The following is an 18,327-nucleotide window of genomic DNA, read 5'->3' as shown; positions in this document are numbered from 1 at the left end:
CAGGTTGGTGCAAGAGATGAGTACGAAACCGTACTAAGAATTCTCACCAATCAATACCTCTGGGATCTCAACTGTATCAACCTCTTTAACGCCCTTGCTATCGGACAATCGCAACAGCCTGAGGCAAAGTGTAACTAAAGGTTCAGATTCACATTTTTCAGACATGACTGGGCGTGTAACGATTACACCGCCAGGGGTGTGCTGCGTCACGTTTGTGGAGAGCGGAAATCCGCTCCCCTTGAATGCACGGCGCTTTTCCGCAACACTATTTGGTGTGTAAACGCTTACCCCCAATAAGAAGGTAATGAATGGCGACAATAAAGGATGTGGCCCGTCTGGCTGGCGTGTCGGTGGCAACCGTCTCGCGCGTGATTAATGATTCACCAAAGGCCAGTGACGCATCACGTCAGGCGGTACAAAGCGCCATGGAATCCCTGAATTATCATCCCAATGCCAACGCTCGCGCGCTCGCCCAGCAGTCCACAGAAACGATTGGTCTGGTGGTGGGCGATGTTTCTGATCCCTTTTTCGGCGCCATGGTGAAAGCGGTTGAACAGGTTTCCTATCAGACAGGCAATTTTTTGCTGATCGGCAATGGCTATCATAACGAACAAAAGGAACGCCAGGCTATCGAGCAACTGATCCGCCACCGCTGCGCGGCGCTGGTGGTTCACGCTAAAATGATCCCGGATGCCGAACTGATTCACCTGATGAAGCAGATGCCCGGAATGGTGATTATCAACCGTATCATTCCCGGCTTTGAGAAACGCTGCGTGGCGCTCGACGACCGCTACGGCGCCTGGCTTGCCACGCGGCACCTGATTCAGCAGGGCCATACCCGGATTGGCTATCTCTGTTCCAATCACCCCATTTCTGATGCGGAAGACCGTCTGCAGGGCTACTACGATGCCCTGCGTGAAAACGGGCTGCCGTGTAATGACCGTCTGGTGGCCTACGGCGAACCGGACGAGAGCGGCGGTGAACAGGCCATGACCGAGCTGCTGGGCCGCGGACGGAATTTCACGGCGGTTGCCAGCTATAACGACTCTATGGCCGCAGGGGCAATGGGGGTGTTGAATGACAACGGAATTGAGGTACCGGCAGAAATTTCGCTGATTGGCTTCGACGACGTGCTGGTCTCCCGCTACGTTCGCCCGCGTCTGACCACCGTGCGCTACCCAATCATCACCATGGCAACGCAGGCCGCCGAGCTGGCGCTAGCGCTGGCTGAACAGCGCCAGCCGCCGGAAATTACCCATCTGTTTAGCCCGACGCTGGTCCGTCGTCACTCCGTCGCGTCGCCTGCAGAAGCGCAGAGCGAATAACGGTAGAGGTGCACCCGCGTGTTGGGGTATTCCAGCCCATCACCGATATACTGCCAGCCGTAACGTTCGTAAAAGTCGCGGCAGGCAGACCAGAGATGGAGCTCCTCATACCCGGACTGCGCGGCGTAAGCGATAACATGCTGCTGAAGCTGCCCCGCCAGCCCTTTGCCTCGCGCCGCGTCGTCAACGTAGAGCGCCGCCAGCCACGGACAGAGATCCTGACGGGTGATCAAATCGCAGCGCCAGAGTCCCACCGTGCCAAGAAGCTGTTCGCCGTCAACGGCAATAAACGTCAACGGTAATGCCCCAGGCGTCTGGCTGTGCTCAACAATGCTGTGGAAAAATGCCCGAGGAAGCCCTTCGCCAAAGGCCTGCCAGATCCAGTCGGTAACCTGCTCTGCGAAGTGTGGCGCCTTGTAAAGCGGGAGGATGACAGCCTTATTCATGTTTCACCTGCATTTTCTCATGTATTTACTGGCCTGATGCTCCAGCCCGGTTCGGTGATTATCTTACCAGAGTCAGGCTATTGAGTTTGACTTCAGGCTGGCCGGACGAATCGTTACCAAAAAGCGTGATCGTGGCAGAGTTTTTGCGCTTCCCGCATCGCTTATACGGCATAAGCTCTGTGGTAAACTGCAGATCGTTACGTGGAAGCAGGAATATAGAATGGCAACAATGCTGGATGTATCACTGCGCGCGGGCGTGTCGAAGGCCACGGTATCGCGCGTGCTGAACGGCACAGGTCAGGTAAAAGAGAGTACGCGTCAGCAGGTGTTTGCTGCGATGGAAGAGCTGGGCTATCGCCCGAACTTTCTCGCGCGCTCGCTGGCTAACCAGACCAGCAACAGCATTGGTCTGGTCGTCTCGACCTTTGACGGCTTTTATTTTGGCCGCCTTCTCCAGCAGGCGTCGCGGCAGACCGAAACTCACGGGAAACAGCTGATCGTCACCGACGGTCACGACGCGCCGGAACAGGAAGAGCAGGCTGTGCAGATGCTGGCCGATCGCCAGTGCGACGCCATCGTGCTTTACACGCGCTACATGAGCGAAAAAGCGATCGTCAAACTGATGAACACCGTGAAAACGCCGCTGGTGGTCATTAACCGTGAAGTGAGCCAGGCGCCGGATCGCTGCGTGTTCTTCGAACAGCAGGATGCCGCATTCAAGGCCGTGGATTACCTGATCGGCCAGGGCCATCGGGAGATCGCCTGTATCACCGTCCCGATCCACACTCCCACGGGTAAAGCACGGCTGATGGGCTATCGCAAGGCGCTGGAAAAGCACGGTATCCGTCTGGACGAGCGTCGGATAAGGTACGGCGATGCAGGAATGACGCGGGGATACGAGCTTTGCAAGGAATTGATTGCCGACGGAGTACCGTTTAGCGCCCTGTTTGCCTGTAACGACGATATGGCGCTGGGGGCGTCCAAAGCGTTGCACCAGGCGGGGCTGAAAATCCCGCAGGATATCTCGCTGTTCGGCTTTGACGATGCCCCAAGCGCGAAATGGCTGGAGCCTGCGCTCTCGTCGGTTTATCTGCCCATCGACAATATGATTGTCACCGCCATCGATCAGGCGATCCGGCTGGCAAGAAACCAGCCGGTCGATGCCATCCCGCCGTTTACCGGCACGCTGGTGTTACGCGATTCGGTCACAACGGGGCCGTACTTTCATCAGATGAGTTCTAAAGCCAGCAGTTCCTGAATGGTCTGGCGACGGCGTATCAGCCGCGCCTTGCCATTATCAAACAGCACTTCCGGCAGCAGCGGGCGGCTATTGTAGTTAGAGGACATAGACGCCCCGTAGGCACCGGTGTCGTGCAGCACAAGATAATCACCCGGTTTGACCTCTGGCAGCGCGCGGGTCTCCACTTTGCCGCCCTCCTGCTGGGTAAACACGTCACCCGATTCGCACAGCGGCCCCGCAACGACCGTCTCAACGCGCGGCGCCTGCGTTAAATCGCGGCCGTCGGCAGCCAGGGCGGTAATGTGGTGATAGCTGCCGTACATGGACGGACGCATCAGGTCGTTAAAGCCTGCATCAATCAAGACGAAGTGGCGAGACCCCATCTCTTTCACGCTGCGGACCTGCGAAACCAGCACGCCGGCTTCCGCCACCAGGAAACGACCCGGCTCAATTTCCAGCTTCACCGCGTGGCCCAGATGCGCGGCAATTTGATCGCGCGCGGCGCTCCACAAACCGTAATAGTGATCGGTATCGATCGCCTCTTCCCCTTCGCGATAAGGAATGGAGAGACCACCGCCCGCAGAGATCGCCTCCAGATCCTGACCGAAGTCGACAACCTGGCGCACCATCGCGCCGCACACCTGTTCCAGGTGGCCATAATCCACCCCAGAGCCAATGTGCATATGAATACCCACCAGCTTCAGGTTGTAGCGCTGTAACACCTCCAGCGCGGCAGGCATGTCGGCATACCAGATCCCGTGCTTGCTGTTTTCGCCGCCGGTATTGGTTTTTTGGCTGTGGCCATGACCAAAGCCCGGGTTTACGCGCAGCCAGACGCGGTGGCCGGGAGAAACCTGACCGAGCTGCTCGAGCATATCCACAGAACCGGCATTTACCGGGATCTGCAGTTCGTGAACGCGCGCCAGCGTCGCATCGTCGATCACATCGGCAGTAAAGACGATCGCGTCGCTGTCGGCTTTCGGATCGTATCCGGCTACCAGCGCGCGCTCGATTTCGCCGAGTGAAACGGAGTCAACCTTCACGCCCTGCTCGCGCATCAGGCGCAGAATATGAATATTGGAGCAGGCCTTCTGGGCAAAACGCACCACGTCGAACTGATGCAGGGCGGCGATCTTCTCGCGGACGATCTGCGCGTCGTAGACCCACACCGGACAGCCAAACTCGGCAGGCAGGCGCAGCAGGTTGTCGGCGTTCAAATCGGTATCAGTCTGGTTCAGCGGGCGTGGCATGGTCTTCTCCGGATAAATGCGTTTTGATGATTACGCCACAGCGCAAGGAGAATAAAAAATATCGTTTTATCGCGAGTCTATGCAAAAATGATATGGACAGTTCTCTGCTTTCAGGTGCCCTATGCCCGCCGTTAATTTACGCCATATCGAGATTTTTCACGCCGTGATGACCACCGGCAATCTCACCGAAGCCGCACAGATGCTGCACACCTCGCAGCCGACGGTGAGCCGCGAGCTGGCGCGCTTCGAGAAAGTGCTGGGGCTGAAGCTGTTCGAACGCACCCGGGGCCGGCTTCACCCGACGGTACAGGGGTTACGCCTGTTCGAGGAAGTCCAGCGCTCCTGGTACGGGCTGGACAGAATAGTGAGTGCCGCGGAAAGCCTGCGCGAGTTTCGCCAGGGCGAGCTGTCGATTGTCTGCCTGCCCGTCTTCTCGCAATCCTTTTTGCCGATGCTGCTCCAGCCCTTTCTGGCCCGCTATCCGGAGGTCAGCCTCACCATCGTGCCGCAGGAGTCTCCCCTGCTTGAAGAGTGGCTTTCGGCTCAGCGTCATGATTTAGGGATAACCGAGACCCTCTCCTCCCCAGCGGGCACGGCGCGCACGGAGTTGCTCTCATTAGATGAAGTGTGCGTTCTGCCCGCCGGACATCGGCTTGCCGGTAAGGCGGTACTCACGCCGGAAGATTTCCATGGGGAAAACTACATCAGCCTGTCGCAGACCGACAGTTACAGACAGCTGCTGGATACCCTGTTTGCCGAGCATCAGGTCAAACGGCGAATGGCGGTGGAAACGCACAGCGCGGCCTCGATTTGCGCGATGGTGCGTGCCGGCGTCGGCGTCGCGGTGGTCAATCCGCTCACGGCGCTGGATTATGCGGGAAGCGGGATCGTCATCCGCCGCTTTAGCGTGTCCGTCCCGTTCACCGTGAGCCTGATCCGTCCGCTACACCGTCCGGCTTCCGCGCTGGTGGACGCTTTCACCGAACACGTCATGGAGCACGCGCGTCAGGTGGCGCTTCGCTTACCTGACCTGCAGGACCCACTATGACAGCATAAACGCCACGGCATCCGCAGCATGGATAGCGGTGGTATCAAATACCGGAAGAGGGCTTCGCTCAACGGGTACCAGCAAACCGATCTCCGTGCAGCCGAAGATCACCCCTTCAGCCCCCTGCTGCGCGAGTTTTTCGATGACGCTGACGTAGAAGGCGCGGGAGGTTTCGCTGAAGGTGCCGAGACAGAGCTCGTCAAAGATAATCTGATTGATGCGCACCCGGTCTTCTTCTTCAGGGATCAGGCTTTCGATCCCAAACTCGCTGCGCAAACGCCCGCGATAGAAATCCTGCTCCATGGTGTAGCGCGTGCCCAGCAGCGCTACGCGGCGCATCCCGGATGCCGCAATTGCACGCCCGGTCGCGTCAGCGATATGCAGGAACGGCAGCGAGCAGCGGTTCTCAATATGCGATGCCACCTTGTGCATGGTATTGGTACAAAGCAATATCCCCTCGGCGCCAGCCCGCTCCAGCCCCAGCGCCGCCTGGGCCAGGATCGCCCCGGCTTTATCCCACTCGCCGCTCGACTGGCAGGCTTCGATATCATGAAAATCAACGCTGTGCAGCAGCAGGCTTGCGGAGTGCAGTCCACCCAGACGCTGTTTTGCCCCTTCGTTAATCAGGCGATAATAAGGGATTGTCGATTCCCAGCTCATTCCACCTAACAGGCCGATCGTTTTCATCACCCCTCCTTTTCGTTGATTTCTTCTTTTAACACAACCGATGCTAATAAAAAAAGGCGCTCTGTTCAGCGCCTTGTTAAACAAAAATCGGTTATCTCCTGCATACGCTGGAATACGTAGACAGGCAATACGATCACACGCCGATGTTCCGCAGTTTCTCCCCGGCCATCAGCTTGCGCTCGATGTGTTCCAGCGTCACGCCTTTGGTTTCTGGAATCAGCCAGAACGTGACGCCAATAAATGCCACGTTCAGCACCGTATAGAGCCAGAACGTTCCCGCTGCACCAATCGCGTCCAGCAGCGTCAGGAAGGTCGCGCCGATGATCATGTTCGATACCCAGTTGGTGGTCGTGGAACAGGTGATGCCAAAGTCGCGGCATTTGAGCGGCTGAATTTCGGAGCACAGGATCCACACCACCGGCGCGGCGCTCATCGCGTAACCTGCGATACACATCATGGTCATCCCGACAGAAAGCCAGGAGAGTCCGCTGGAAGCCGTGCCGTTATCAAACTGCATCAGGCAGTAGCCGAGGATCAGCGTGCCGAGCGCCATCACGCTGAAGCCAATTTTCAGCGCCGGTTTGCGGCCCGCCTTGTCCACGGTGAATACGGCAATAAAGGTGGCAAACATGAAGGTCAGCCCGACCACCAGGGTGGCGATCATCTGCTGTTCGGTGGTGGTGAACCCCGCCATTTTGAAAATGCGCGGCGCGTAGTACATGATGATGTTCATGCCGGTGAACTGCTGCATCGCCTGCAGCAGCATGCCGAGGAAGACCGCCCGGCGCACGTTGCGGTTGATTTTAAACAGCCCCCAGCCCCCCTGCTTGAGCTTCAGGCTTTCGCGGATCTCGTTCAGCTCCTCGCGGGCTTTTTCAGAGGTATCGCGCAGCATGCGCAGCACCTCTTCCGCCTCCACGTGGCGCCCTTTTTGCGCCAGCCAGCGCGGGCTGTTCGGCAGGAAAATCACTAAGACAATCAGCACCACCGCTGGCAGCGCCAGCACGCCGAGCATTGCGCGCCAGTTGCCGCTGTAGCTGAAGTAGGTGTCAGACAGGAACGCCAGCACGATACCGAGCGTGACCATCAGCTGATACATGCTGATCATCTTCCCGCGCACGTTCTCGCTCGCCATTTCGGAGAGATAAAGCGGCGCCGTGTAGGAGGCAATCCCCACCGCCACGCCCAGCAGCACGCGGGAAAGCAGCAGAACCTCAACGTTTGCGGCAAAGGCGGAGCCAATGGAGCCGGCGACAAAAAGAATCGCCCCGGCCATCAGGCTGTATTTGCGCCCCAGGCGAAACGAGAGCCAACCGTTGAACAGCGCGCCGATGGCCGCGCCGAGCATCATGCTGCTCACCACCCACTCCTGCAGGCGGCTGCTCAGGGTAAAGTGATCGGTAATAAAGGGCAATGCACCGGCAATGACGCCAATATCCAGTCCAAATAACAGGCCCGCCACGGCGGCGGCAATAGAGACAAACTGGTTCATGCGGCGAGTATCACGCAGCGCAGCGGGCATTAGGGTAGAGTCATTTATAGATGTCATATTTTCCTGCCTGAACAGTGAAATTCGTTAAGTGAAATTACGAGATAGCGAGAAAAAGTGTCAGGCGGGAAAAGGTGAAGATATGGATTATTTCGCTGCGACATAGCGTTCTGTGATGGACATTACAATTTCAACTAACGCTGAATAATCACATGCTTTTACTAATCATCTAATTTTTAAAGATTAAAAGTGTGATGGCTGTCGTTCATGATTTTTTAGTATGGATTTTCCGTGTTTATCCATATGGATTTTGACAATTTTTAAGCAAAAAAAACCTCTGCCCAAAAGCAGAGGTCCAGACCCGATGCGGGCTATCGCGCCAGCCAGCCGCCATCGACCGCCAGGGTGTAGCCGTTGATGTAGTCCGATGCCGACGAGGCCAGAAAGACCACCGGCCCCATCAGATCGCCCGGAAGCCCCCAGCGCCCCGCCGGAATGCGGTCGAGGATTTCCGCGCTACGCTGCTCGTCCGCACGCAGCTGCTGCGTGTTGTTGGTCGCCATGTAACCCGGCGCAATCGCATTCACATTGATGTTGTGTTTCGCCCACTCGTTTGCCAGCAGGCGGGTCACGCCCATCACGGCGCTTTTGGAGGCGGTGTAAGACGGCACGCGGATCCCCCCCTGGAACGAGAGCATGGAGGCAATATTCACGATCTTGCCGCCGTTCCCCTGCGCAATAAAGTGCTTTGCCGCCGCCTGGGACATGAAAAATACGCTCTTGATGTTCAGATCCATCACGTCGTCCCAGTCGCGCTCGCTGAAATTGATCGCATCTTCACGGCGAATCAGCCCGGCGTTGTTGACCAGAATGTCGATGTGACCGAATTCCGCCACCGCGCGATCCAGCAGTTCAGGAATGGCATCGATTTTACGCAGGTCGGCGGTCAGGCTCAGGAAGCGGCGGCCCAGGGCCGTCACGCGCTCGAGGGTTTCCGTCGGTTCAACGATATTAATTCCGACGATATCGCAGCCCGCTTCCGCCAGGCCTAACGCCATCCCCTGACCCAGCCCGGTGTCACACCCGGAAACCACCGCCACTTTCCCCTGCAGAGAGAATGCATCCAGAATCATGTTTATTCCTTACTCTTTCAGAGCCTGTCACTCACAGGCAGGTTTATGCGTCACTGCCCGCGACTAGCGCAGATCGCTGACCGCAACATGGTCCATATCATCAAAGACCTGGTTTTCACCCACCATTCCCCAGATAAAGGTGTAGGCTTTTGTCCCTACGCCGGAGTGAATAGACCAGCTCGGCGAAATCACCGCCTGCTCGTTATGCATCACGATATGGCGCGTTTCCTGCGGCTGTCCCATCATGTGGAACACGCAGGCGTCCTCATCCATGTTGAAGTAGAAGTAGACTTCCATGCGGCGCTCGTGGGTATGGCACGGCATGGTGTTCCACAGGTTGCCCGGCGCAAGTTCGGTCAACCCCATGCTGAGCTGGCAGGTCTCCAGCACGTCCGGCACGAAGTATTTATTGATGGTGCGGCGGTTGCTGGTGAGGTTGTCGCCCAGCGTCACGGGCGCGACGTCTGCCGGGGTCACTTTTTTGGTTGGACAGGTGGCGTGGGCCGGCGCGCAGTTGTAGTAGAATTTCGCAGGCCTGCTGGCGTCGATGCTGGCAAAAACCACGTCCTTCGCCCCTTTACCCACATACAGCGCCTCGCGATGGCCAATCTCATAGCACCGTCCGTCTACGGTGATGGTGCCCGGCCCGCCGATGTTAATCACCCCCAGCTCGCGACGTTCGAGGAAATAATTTACGCCCAGCTGTTTACCGACCTCACCGCCCACGGAGACGCTTTTCGTGACGGGCATTATTCCGCCCACAACAATGCGGTCGATATGGCTGTAAACCATGGTGTACCTGTCACCCTCGAATATCTGCTCGACTAAAAATGCCTTGCGCAGCCCCTGCGTATCCAGCGTTTTGGCGTGCGCGCTGTGGATGCTTTCTCTGACGTCCACGGTAACCTCCAGATGTGGTCATGCCCGAAGGCGGGAAGTAAAACGAAACAGCGTTCCGTTTTACATAATGAGCACATACTATCGGCATAAAGTGGGCTTTTCAATTATATTTAAAACAACGTTTCATTTTTATTTTTGTTTATCGCGGAATTGATGCCCGGATCACGCTAAAACCGTCGGGAGATAAAGATCACGATAAAAAAAACCTCCCGGAGGAGGTCTTTTTTTAATGAGGAAAAATTAGCGTTCAATGGCCAGCGCCACCCCTTGTCCGCCGCCTATACAGAGCGTGGCAATCCCTTTGCGGGCGTTGCGCTTCTTCATTTCGTGGACCAGCGAAACCAGGATCCGGCAGCCGGACGCCCCGATCGGGTGCCCCAGCGCGATCGCCCCACCGTTTACGTTGACCCGCAGCGGATCCCACTCCAGCATTTTTCCGACGGAGATCGCCTGCGCGGCATAGGCTTCGTTCACTTCGATCAGATCCACATCAGAAAGCTGCCACCCCGCACGCTCCAGACAGCGACGGGTCGCATAGACCGGCGCGATCCCCATTAACGCAGGATCCACGCCCACGCTGGCGAATGCCTTAATGCGGGCCAGCACGGGAAGATCGAGTTCGAGGGCTTTGCTTTCGCTCATCATCATCACGGCAGCAGCGCCGTCGTTAATGGAAGAGGCATTTCCCGCCGTGACCGAGCCCTGCATTTCAAACGCAGGATTCAGCCTCGCCAGCCCTTCAGCGCTGGCGTCGGTGCGCGGCTGCTCATCGGTATCCACAACGATAACCTCGCCCCCCTGACGCTGCGTGCTGACCGGGACAATTTCGTCGCGAAAACGGCCGGAATCAATCGCCGCACGCGCTTTTTGCTGCGAGCTTAACGCATAGGCATCCTGGACCTCACGGCTGATGCCGTACTCGCGCGCCAGGTTTTCCGCCGTTACGCCCATATGATAATCGTTGAAGGCATCCCACAGCCCGTCATGCACCAGGCTGTCGAGCAGCTGACTGTTACCCAACTGCGCGCCGGTACGGCTGTCGGTCAGGACGTGCGGCGCGCGGCTCATATTCTCCTGCCCGCCCGCAATGATCACGTCCGCCTCACCACACTGAATGGCCTGCGTCGCGAGATGCAGCGCTTTTAATCCTGAACCACAGACGTCGTTGATAGTGATAGCGGAGACGGTATTGGGCAGTCCGCCCTTCAGCGCCGCCTGTCGCGCTGGGTTTTGCCCGGCACCGGCCGTGAGGACCTGTCCCAGAATCACCTCATCAACTTCATGTGCAGCGATCCCGCTACGTTCCACCAGCGCTTTCACTACCACGCTGCCCAGGTCAACCGCCGAGTGACGCGCGAGCGCTCCCTGAAAACAGCCGATAGCTGTACGCAACGCACCCACTATTACGACATCTTTCATCACGACCTCTGTGTTAAATGACATGACGATAGTAGAGGATTGTTACTGGCAATTATCTTAATTGTTTAAAAATAGTGAGTTTAATCACAAGGATCAGCGTGCATCCTGCAGATACTGCCGCAGCCAGCTTCCGGCAACGCCGGGAGGGGATCGTTTATTCCACAGCAGATCGATGCCGATCGCCCGCGGCCAGCCGGGAACATTGAGCTGTACCAGGGATTTCGCGGCGGCAAATTCCTCCACCAGCGCGCACGGCAAGACGCACCAGCCAAATCCCTGTACCGCCATACTCAAGAGTAACAGGTAATTCGGGGCTGACCAGACGGGCCCGCGCGCGATCTCCGCCTCACGCTCAAGATAGGTGCTCAGCCGCAGCTCTCGCCAGCCGTGCAGCTCGTCACGCTGAACGTCATCCTGCCCGGCCAGCGGATGCGTGGTCGCGACATAGATCGCCATGCGGGTCTGCATCGGCAGCCGGATGGCGCCAATATCCGTAGGATAACCGTCTCGCGCTTCGGTGAGGCCAATCTGCGCGCGCTCCTTTTGCAGCAGATCGATCACGTCCTCCTCCTCGCCAATCAGACATTCGAATTCCGTATGGGGAAAGCGCGCGTCAAACTGCTTCATCATCTCTTCCAGCACATCCGGGTTGAGGGTATCGGAAAGGACAAACGTCAGACGCGCCTCCGTTTGCGCCGTGAGCGACACCGCCAGCTCATCCAGCCGCGTGCTGGCGGCGAGAATAGCCTGCACGTAGCCCAGCACCTGTTCCCCCTGGGCCGTTAACACCGGCTGGCGGGCCGAACGGTCAAACAGCTCAAATCCCAGATCGGCTTCAAGGTTGGCAATGGACGTGCTGACCGTCGACTGGCTTTTACGCAGCCGGCGTGCGGCCGCAGAGAAAGAGCCTGCTGCAACGGTCTCGACAAACGCGGTCAGGGCTTCGGGTGAATAGCGCATAACCTATCTACTTTTACGATGGATACTATCTTTAATATATCAGCTTTAGCGATAAAAATAGGCCACATCAACGCCCATACTGGCGAATTAACGAGGTCTATCGCTATGCAACATCAGGATGCACTCCAACGTAAACTGCCGGAGCGGATCTTTCATGCTGTCTGTTTTGAAGGGATTGCGACGGCGATCCTCGCCCCTACCGCGGCGTGGCTTATGCAGCGTTCCGTGGTGGAAATGGGTGGGTTGACCATTATTCTGGCCACCACCGCCATGCTGTGGAACATTATTTATAACGTCGGCTTCGACCGTTTCTGGCCTGTTCAGCGCGTCAAACGTACGGCAAAAGTGCGTGCGCTGCATGCGCTGGGGTTCGAATGCGGCTTTATTGTGATAGGCGTGTCGATTGTTGCCGCCGTGCTGGGCGTCACCCTGCTGCAGGCATTCACACTGGAAATAGGTTTCTTCCTGTTCTTCCTGCCGTACACCATGTTCTATAACTGGGCGTACGATAATCTGCGTGAGAAATTTCTTAAGCGCCGCCAGCAACGACGCGCCCTGGCAGGCTGAACCGCCTCTGGCCGGACGCCCGTTCCGGCCCGACGTCTTCGAAGCAACTGCGCTCTTAAGGCATAACTATGGTAAATTGCACGCCATTCTGATGGTTTGATAGTTGATACGTTGCTCTAATGTCGAAAATTTGGTCAAAAGATGAGACTCTCTGGAGTTTCGCTCTCTACGGCACGGCCGTGGGCGCAGGAACGCTCTTCCTGCCCATTCAGCTGGGCTCCGCAGGCGCAATCGTCCTGTTTATTACCGCCCTCGTGGCCTACCCCTTAACCTACTGGCCGCACAAAGCGCTGGCGCAATTTATCCTGTCGTCGAAAACAAAAGGCAACGAAGGGATCACCGGCGCCGTTTCGCACTATTACGGCAGGAAGATCGGCAACCTGATCACCACGCTCTATTTCATCGCCTTCTTTGTGGTGGTGCAGATTTATGCGGTGGCCATCACCAACTCGTTAACCGAGCAGCTGGCAAAACACCTGACGGTAGACACCACCGTTCGCGTGCTGGTTAGCCTGGGCGTGGTGCTGGTCCTGAATCTGATCTTCCTGATGGGACGGCATATCACGATAAAAGTGATGGGCTTCCTGGTGTTTCCGCTGATCGCCTATTTCCTGTTTGTCTCGCTCTACCTGATCGGCAGCTGGCAACCCTCGCTGCTGACCAGCCAGATGGCCGTCGATCGCCATACGCTGCACCAGGTCTGGATTTCGATTCCGGTGATGGTGTTTGCGTTCAGCCACACGCCGATTATCTCGACGTTTGCCGTTGACCGCCGCGAGAAGTTCGGGGACGAGGCCATGGCTAAATGCAAGAAAATCATGAAGGTGGCATACCTGATTATCTGCCTTAGCGTGCTGTTCTTCGTCTTCAGCTGCCTGCTCTCTATTCCGCCGTCGTATATTGTGGCCGCCAAAGAGGAAGGGGTGACAATCCTGTCTGCGCTGTCGATGATGCCCTCCTCACCGGCGTGGCTGGGGATTTCCGGGATTGTCGTGGCGATTATTGCGATGTCGAAATCGTTTCTCGGCACCTATTTTGGGGTGATTGAAGGGGCGACGGAGATCGTGAAGTCGTCGCTGAACCAGGTGGGCGTGAAAAAGAGCCGCGCCTTTAACCGCGCGATTTCCATCATGGGGGTGTCGTTAATCACCTTTGCCGTCTGCTGCATTAACCCGAACGCCATTTCGATGATTTACGCCATCAGCGGCCCGCTTATCGCCATGATCCTGTTTATCATGCCGACGCTGTCGACGTATCTGATCCCCTCCCTGAAACCGTACCGTTCCATTGGCAACCTGCTGACGCTGATTGTCGGGGTGCTGTGCGTGTCGGTGATGTTTGTCGGCTAATTCCCTTTCCTGCCCGGCGCGCTGCCGGGCAGGCCATTCAACCCCGGCCTCCTGCTTACAGCGGAAAAGGCCTGTCCTGCACCACCGTTTTCATGACAAGCGTTGAGCGAAGATGCTGCACGCCGGGCATAGCGGAGAGCTTCTCGTCGTAAAGCTTCTGGAAAGCGGAAAGGTCGCGGGTCACGACGTGCATCAGATAATCAGGATCGCCAAACAGGCGCTGGGCCAGCACGATCTGCGGGATCTCTTCCACCGCCTCTTCAAACGCGCTGACCGCCTTGCGGTCCCCCTCTTTCAGCGTCGCGAACACTATCGCCAGGAAATTAAATCCCATTTTGGCGGGGTCGAGGCTGGCACGATATCCCGTTATGGCCCCGCTTTGCTCCAGCGCCCGCACGCGACGATGGCACGGCGAAAGGCTCAGATTCACCCGCTCAGCCAGCTCGGTAAGCGACAGGCGGCCGTCAGACTGCAGCTCAGCAAGAATTTTTCTATCGATGCTATCCATGTGGAAGATTTTCTCATTTTCACCGTGTTATGAGCATAACATTGAAAGCCTATTTCGCAGTGTTAGCGATATTCTTTTTCGCAACGTATAACGCACTGCGGGAGTATTTCAGGACGATGGAAATGAGTATTGTGGCCGGCTTTTGGGTGGTTTCGTTTCTGCTCATCATGACCCCGGGGGCCGACTGGGCCTACGCCATTAGCGCCGGAATTAATGGACGCCGCGTGGTCCCGGCGGTGATGGGGCTGATGTCCGGGCATCTGCTAGCCACATTGATTGTGGTGGCAGGCGTGGGGGTATTGATTGCTCAACATCCGCTGGCGTTAGCCGGGCTGACCGTGGCGGGAGCCCTGTATCTCCTGTGGCTTGGCATAACGTTATTGCGTCACCCGGCCGCACCGGAAAAGGCCATCCAGCATGCGGGTAACTGGACGCAGTGGGCGGTGAAAGGACTCTGCATTAGCGGCCTTAACCCGAAGGTTTTTTTGCTGTTCCTGGCCCTGCTTCCGCAATTCACAGACCCAACCGGGAGCTGGTCGTTAGCAATGCAAATGTCCACGCTTGGGATGATGCACCTTATCACCTGTACGCTGGTCTATCTGCTGGTGGGGTATGGTTCGAAAGCGGTGCTGGCGACTCGGCCACAGGCGGCCCGTCTGGTGAGCAGGGCATCGGGAGGGTTGATGGTGCTGATCGCGATGGTATTGCTGCTTGAGCAGGTGAGATAACTGTCTTTTTTGCCGGGTGGCGCTGCGCTTACCCGGCCTACATTTCACAACGATATCAATTAATTGCACAATTCATTGTAGGCCCATGCAAGCGTAGCGCCGCCGGGCGAAACTCACAAATCGCACGTTGTCAGCAGTCTGAAAAAACACCGGCCATCGCCGGTGTGAGTTACGCCCGAATGTCGTCATATTCCCGCGTTTTATCAAACTCATGTTTCGCAAACGGGCACAGCGGGATAATTTTGCGGTTCTCACCGCGCATCTTCTCCACCACTTTCGCCACCAGCTGTTTACCGACCCCCTGCCCTTTCAGGCTCTCATCCACATCGGTATGCTCAATGATGCTCAGGTGCTCGCCGGTCGGCACGAAGACAATCTCCGCGACCTGATTGCCGTTCGCATCATTCACGTAAAACTTGTTATGGCCTTCCAGAATATCCATGGTTCCTCGCTTATTTTTGGCGATACTTCAGCGCACCGCTCGGGCAGGTATCAATCACGCGTACAACCGTTTCAACGTCCACTTCATCGGGAATAATCCACGGTTTACGTTTCAGATTAAACAGCTTTGCGCTCCCACGCACGCAGTTACCGGAGTGTTTGCAGATCCCGGTGTTGAAGTAGACGTCAATTTTCTCGCCGGTATAGGCCCGGTAACCCGCATCCAGTAGCTCTTTATCCATGACATTGCCTCTGTAATTATTATCGTGCTGAATGAAGCATAGCCTTACGGGATCCTGATGGCTATAACGCCGAAAACGAAAAGCCAGGTCACAACTCTTTTCTTGCCAGATTGCGTCCGCTATTTGCCCATGTCAGGCTCGGCAAATGTCACTTTTACATAACATCCGCAGGTTGAATGAAACGCAGACTCTCTTTTCAGGTAAAGCTATTTTTAGCGCTGGTGTGCTTTTCCTGCCTGCTGTTAGTTCTGCTGGGAACGATCCTGTTTCATTTTATTGACCGGCAGCTCCATCACGATCTCGGCCAGCGCGCCCGGGTGCAGGCCAGCCAGATCGCGCTGATGCCGGGTCTGGCGGCAATGGTTGCGGCCAGAGATATCCCCGGCATCGCCCGGTTAATCCAGCCGCTGCGCGCCGAAAGCGATGCCAGCTACATTGTGATTGGCGATACAGAGGAACAGCACCTCTATCATTCGGAATCCCCGGAGCGGATTAATTTACCGATGATCGGCGGGGATAATGCGGAGGTATTAAAGGGCAAAACCATTATTTCCGTGCGCCAGGGCGGGATTGAGGTTTCACTGCGCAGCAAAGCGCCGATCTTTAACGCGCAGCACCAGGTGATTGGTATTGTCTCGGTCGGCTATCTGACCTCCTATATTGCCAATATTAATGCCCGCATTCTCTGGCAGTCCGGGCTGTACGGCGCGGCTCTTCTGCTGCTGCTGTTTATGTTCTCCTGGCTGTTTACCCGCAATCTCAAAAAACAGATGTTCCGACTGGAGCCGAAAGATATCGCTCAGCTGGTGTTGCAGCAGCGCGCGCTATTAGAAGCCATGTATGAGGGGGTATTTGCCGTCAATGATGAGAAGCAGCTGATTTTAATTAACCGCGCCGCACGAGAAATGCTGGATATCCGGCAAAGTGAGAAAGAACTTATCGGTAAACCGCTGGAAGACGTTCTGCAGACGTCGCCGGGCTTTTTATCCCAGCGCTACGCCTCGGTGAGCAGCGGTAGCCACGACCAGATTGCGGTGCTGAACCAGCGGGAGGTGATCGTCAACCGCGTCGCGATTGAGGTCGAACCGGGCGTTGAAAGCGGCTGGGTCTACAGCTTTCGCGACAAAAATGACATCAACACCCTCAGCAGCCAGCTCAGTCAGATCAAGCGCTATGCGGATAACCTGCGCATTATGCGCCACGAGCAGCTGAACTGGACCGCCACGCTGGTGGGCTTGCTGCAGATGAAACACTATGACGAGGCGATTCGCTACATTCAGGTGCAGTCCGAAGGCGCGCAGCGCGTGCTGGACTTTGTCTCCGCCCGTTTTTCCTCTCCCGCGCTGTGCGGGCTGCTGCTCGGAAAATACGTCAGCGCGCGCGAAAAAGGCATCGAACTGCTGTTTGATCCCGCCTGCCAGCTCACCCGCATGCCCGCCACGCTCAACGAAACGGAGCTGATGTCCATTATTGGTAACCTGCTGGATAACGCGGTGGACGCGACCCTTAAGGCTCCGGTCCCCGCGCCGGTGGAACTCTACATTTCTGACCGAAACCAGGAGCTGCTGATCGAGGTGGCCGACCGGGGCTGCGGGGTGGAGGATGCAATGAAGCCGCATATTTTCCGCCAGGGATTCAGCAGCAAGCCGGAACGTGAAAACGACATTGTGGGTACCGAGCACGGTATTGGCCTGTATCTGGTGGCAGGATATATCGACAAGGCTGGCGGCAGCATTGAGATTGCCGACAACACGCCACAAGGGACCATTTTTTCTGTGTTTATTCCGAATGGGCTAAAGCATGACCCGAGCACTTGATGTTGTGATCGTTGAAGATGAGCCGCACCTGGCAGAGCTGCATCGCGAGTATATCGAGCAGAATTTTCATTTGCGCGTGGTGGGCATCGCCGCGTCGATTGAGCAGGCATGCAGCCTGATTCGTCAGCATCAGCCGCGGCTTATCCTGCTGGACAACTATCTCCCGGACGGTAAAGGCGTGGAGCTCATCGATAACCCGCTGCTGAAAAGCTACGAATGCTCGGTGATCTTCATCACCGCCGCCAGCGATATGCAGACCTGCAGCCACGCCATGCGCAGCGGCGCGTTTGACTACCTCATCAAGCCCGTCTTTTTCCAGCGCCTGCACGCCTCGCTGGAGCGTTTTATGCGCTTCATCCACACCGTACAGCAGGTGAAGGTGGTCGACCAGCATGCGCTGGATCGCCTGTTTCATCTGCCTGCCGCGGAAGCCTCCGTAACGCCATCCACAAAGGGCATTGAACCCCAGACGCTGGAGCGGATAAAACGCCTGTTCGCCGAGCATCCCGACAGCGCGATGTCGGTTGAAGAGGTGGTGGAAAACGTGGGGATCAGCAAAACCACGGGGCGTCGCTACCTCGAATACTGCGTGGAGAGTGGGTTAATCAGCGTTGAAATGCTGTACGGCAATATTGGTCATCCTCGCCGGTTATACCGCAAAGCCCCCGATAAACCGTAATCCGCAACCGTTCGTTGGCTAACGTTCGCGGATTTTATGGTGTTAATTGCTGAAACGACGGCGACAATCACACTTCGGAATCATTGCCCTCGCCTCCCT

Annotated in this window: 19 protein-coding genes; 8 read left to right on the top strand and 11 right to left on the bottom strand. The window is 56.7% G+C overall.

The window, feature by feature from the left end:
- The first annotated feature begins 308 nt into the window (after positions 1–308).
- Positions 309–1,325: an HTH-type transcriptional regulator GalR gene (gene galR, locus PI91_RS04385; RefSeq protein ID WP_021242019.1), complete on the top strand. Its 1,017-nt coding sequence runs from the start codon at positions 309–311 to the stop codon at positions 1,323–1,325.
- Here galR and PI91_RS04380 read toward each other — a convergent pair.
- Positions 1,286–1,771 (bottom strand): GNAT family N-acetyltransferase, encoded by a 486-nt coding sequence (locus PI91_RS04380; RefSeq protein WP_023294480.1) that lies wholly within the window; start codon positions 1,769–1,771, stop codon positions 1,286–1,288. The two genes, galR and PI91_RS04380, sit on opposite strands and share 40 nt — an antisense overlap.
- Positions 1,772–1,991: 220 nt before the next feature.
- On the opposite strand from PI91_RS04380, the gene PI91_RS04375 reads away from it, so the two are divergent.
- Positions 1,992–3,029, top strand: a complete 1,038-nt coding sequence (locus PI91_RS04375; RefSeq protein WP_039265509.1) for a LacI family DNA-binding transcriptional regulator — start codon at positions 1,992–1,994, stop codon at positions 3,027–3,029.
- Here PI91_RS04375 and lysA read toward each other — a convergent pair.
- Complete coding sequence (gene lysA / locus PI91_RS04370) at positions 2,999–4,261, bottom strand: diaminopimelate decarboxylase (protein ID WP_008499675.1); 1,263 nt, start codon at positions 4,259–4,261, stop codon at positions 2,999–3,001. The two genes, PI91_RS04375 and lysA, sit on opposite strands and share 31 nt — an antisense overlap.
- Positions 4,262–4,382: 121 nt before the next feature.
- Here lysA and PI91_RS04365 point away from each other — a divergent pair, with 121 nt between their 5' ends.
- Entirely contained in the window at positions 4,383–5,309 is a 927-nt protein-coding gene (locus PI91_RS04365) for a LysR family transcriptional regulator (RefSeq protein ID WP_039265508.1), read from the top strand.
- Here PI91_RS04365 and PI91_RS04360 read toward each other — a convergent pair.
- The 6 genes from PI91_RS04360 to PI91_RS04335 all read right to left on the bottom strand — a co-directional run bounded on the left by PI91_RS04360 (position 5,304) and on the right by PI91_RS04335 (position 11,897).
- On the bottom strand, positions 5,304–5,996 hold the full coding sequence (locus tag PI91_RS04360; protein WP_039265507.1) for an aspartate/glutamate racemase: 693 nt from the start codon (positions 5,994–5,996) through the stop codon (positions 5,304–5,306). The genes PI91_RS04365 and PI91_RS04360 overlap by 6 nt on opposite strands.
- Before the next feature lie 133 nt (positions 5,997–6,129).
- On the bottom strand, positions 6,130–7,563 hold the full coding sequence (locus PI91_RS04355) for a sugar porter family MFS transporter (protein ID WP_255355275.1): 1,434 nt from the start codon (positions 7,561–7,563) through the stop codon (positions 6,130–6,132).
- Between the two features lie 293 nt (positions 7,564–7,856).
- Entirely contained in the window at positions 7,857–8,618 is a 762-nt protein-coding gene (gene kduD / locus PI91_RS04350) for a 2-dehydro-3-deoxy-D-gluconate 5-dehydrogenase KduD (protein ID WP_039265505.1), read from the bottom strand.
- Positions 8,619–8,681: 63 nt separating this feature from the next.
- Positions 8,682–9,518 (bottom strand): 5-dehydro-4-deoxy-D-glucuronate isomerase, encoded by an 837-nt coding sequence (gene kduI / locus PI91_RS04345; protein WP_039265504.1) that lies wholly within the window; start codon positions 9,516–9,518, stop codon positions 8,682–8,684.
- Between the two features lie 240 nt (positions 9,519–9,758).
- Positions 9,759–10,937: an acetyl-CoA C-acetyltransferase gene (locus tag PI91_RS04340; RefSeq protein ID WP_008499681.1), complete on the bottom strand. Its 1,179-nt coding sequence runs from the start codon at positions 10,935–10,937 to the stop codon at positions 9,759–9,761.
- A 93-nt stretch (positions 10,938–11,030) separates the two neighbouring features.
- A complete protein-coding gene (locus tag PI91_RS04335; RefSeq protein ID WP_021242027.1) occupies positions 11,031–11,897 on the bottom strand; it encodes a LysR family transcriptional regulator in 867 nt (288 codons plus the stop codon).
- Positions 11,898–12,002: 105 nt separating this feature from the next.
- Here PI91_RS04335 and PI91_RS04330 point away from each other — a divergent pair, with 105 nt between their 5' ends.
- Together PI91_RS04330 and PI91_RS04325 are read left to right on the top strand one after the other, a co-directional pair.
- Entirely contained in the window at positions 12,003–12,464 is a 462-nt protein-coding gene (locus tag PI91_RS04330; protein ID WP_008499683.1) for a multidrug/biocide efflux PACE transporter, read from the top strand.
- 119 nt (positions 12,465–12,583) lie between these two features.
- Positions 12,584–13,813 (top strand): amino acid permease, encoded by a 1,230-nt coding sequence (locus tag PI91_RS04325; protein ID WP_021242029.1) that lies wholly within the window; start codon positions 12,584–12,586, stop codon positions 13,811–13,813.
- Positions 13,814–13,868: 55 nt separating this feature from the next.
- On the opposite strand, the gene PI91_RS04320 is transcribed toward PI91_RS04325, so the two are convergent.
- Entirely contained in the window at positions 13,869–14,321 is a 453-nt protein-coding gene (locus PI91_RS04320) for an Lrp/AsnC family transcriptional regulator (RefSeq protein WP_021242030.1), read from the bottom strand.
- Between the two features lie 116 nt (positions 14,322–14,437).
- On the opposite strand from PI91_RS04320, the gene PI91_RS04315 reads away from it, so the two are divergent.
- Positions 14,438–15,049, top strand: coding sequence for a LysE family translocator (locus tag PI91_RS04315; protein ID WP_039265601.1), 612 nt, complete (start codon positions 14,438–14,440; stop codon positions 15,047–15,049).
- Between the two features lie 169 nt (positions 15,050–15,218).
- On the opposite strand, the gene PI91_RS04310 is transcribed toward PI91_RS04315, so the two are convergent.
- Complete coding sequence (locus PI91_RS04310; RefSeq protein WP_008499687.1) at positions 15,219–15,491, bottom strand: GNAT family N-acetyltransferase; 273 nt, start codon at positions 15,489–15,491, stop codon at positions 15,219–15,221.
- A gap of 10 nt (positions 15,492–15,501) precedes the next feature.
- Complete coding sequence (gene yjdI / locus PI91_RS04305; protein WP_008499689.1) at positions 15,502–15,732, bottom strand: 4Fe-4S mono-cluster protein YjdI; 231 nt, start codon at positions 15,730–15,732, stop codon at positions 15,502–15,504.
- 176 nt (positions 15,733–15,908) lie between these two features.
- On the opposite strand from yjdI, the gene PI91_RS04300 reads away from it, so the two are divergent.
- Positions 15,909–17,549: a sensor histidine kinase gene (locus PI91_RS04300; RefSeq protein WP_039265503.1), complete on the top strand. Its 1,641-nt coding sequence runs from the start codon at positions 15,909–15,911 to the stop codon at positions 17,547–17,549.
- Positions 17,533–18,228 (top strand): response regulator, encoded by a 696-nt coding sequence (locus tag PI91_RS04295; RefSeq protein WP_023326016.1) that lies wholly within the window; start codon positions 17,533–17,535, stop codon positions 18,226–18,228. The genes PI91_RS04300 and PI91_RS04295 overlap by 17 nt, the downstream gene beginning before the upstream one ends.
- Positions 18,229–18,327: the final 99 nt, after the last annotated feature.

The organism is Enterobacter sp. FB (assembly GCF_000805795.1).
In the GTDB taxonomy this organism is placed as follows: Bacteria; Pseudomonadota; Gammaproteobacteria; order Enterobacterales; family Enterobacteriaceae; genus Enterobacter; species Enterobacter roggenkampii.
The sequence above is the reverse complement of the archived record's forward strand: the minus strand, read 5'-3'. Positions and strand labels throughout refer to the sequence as shown.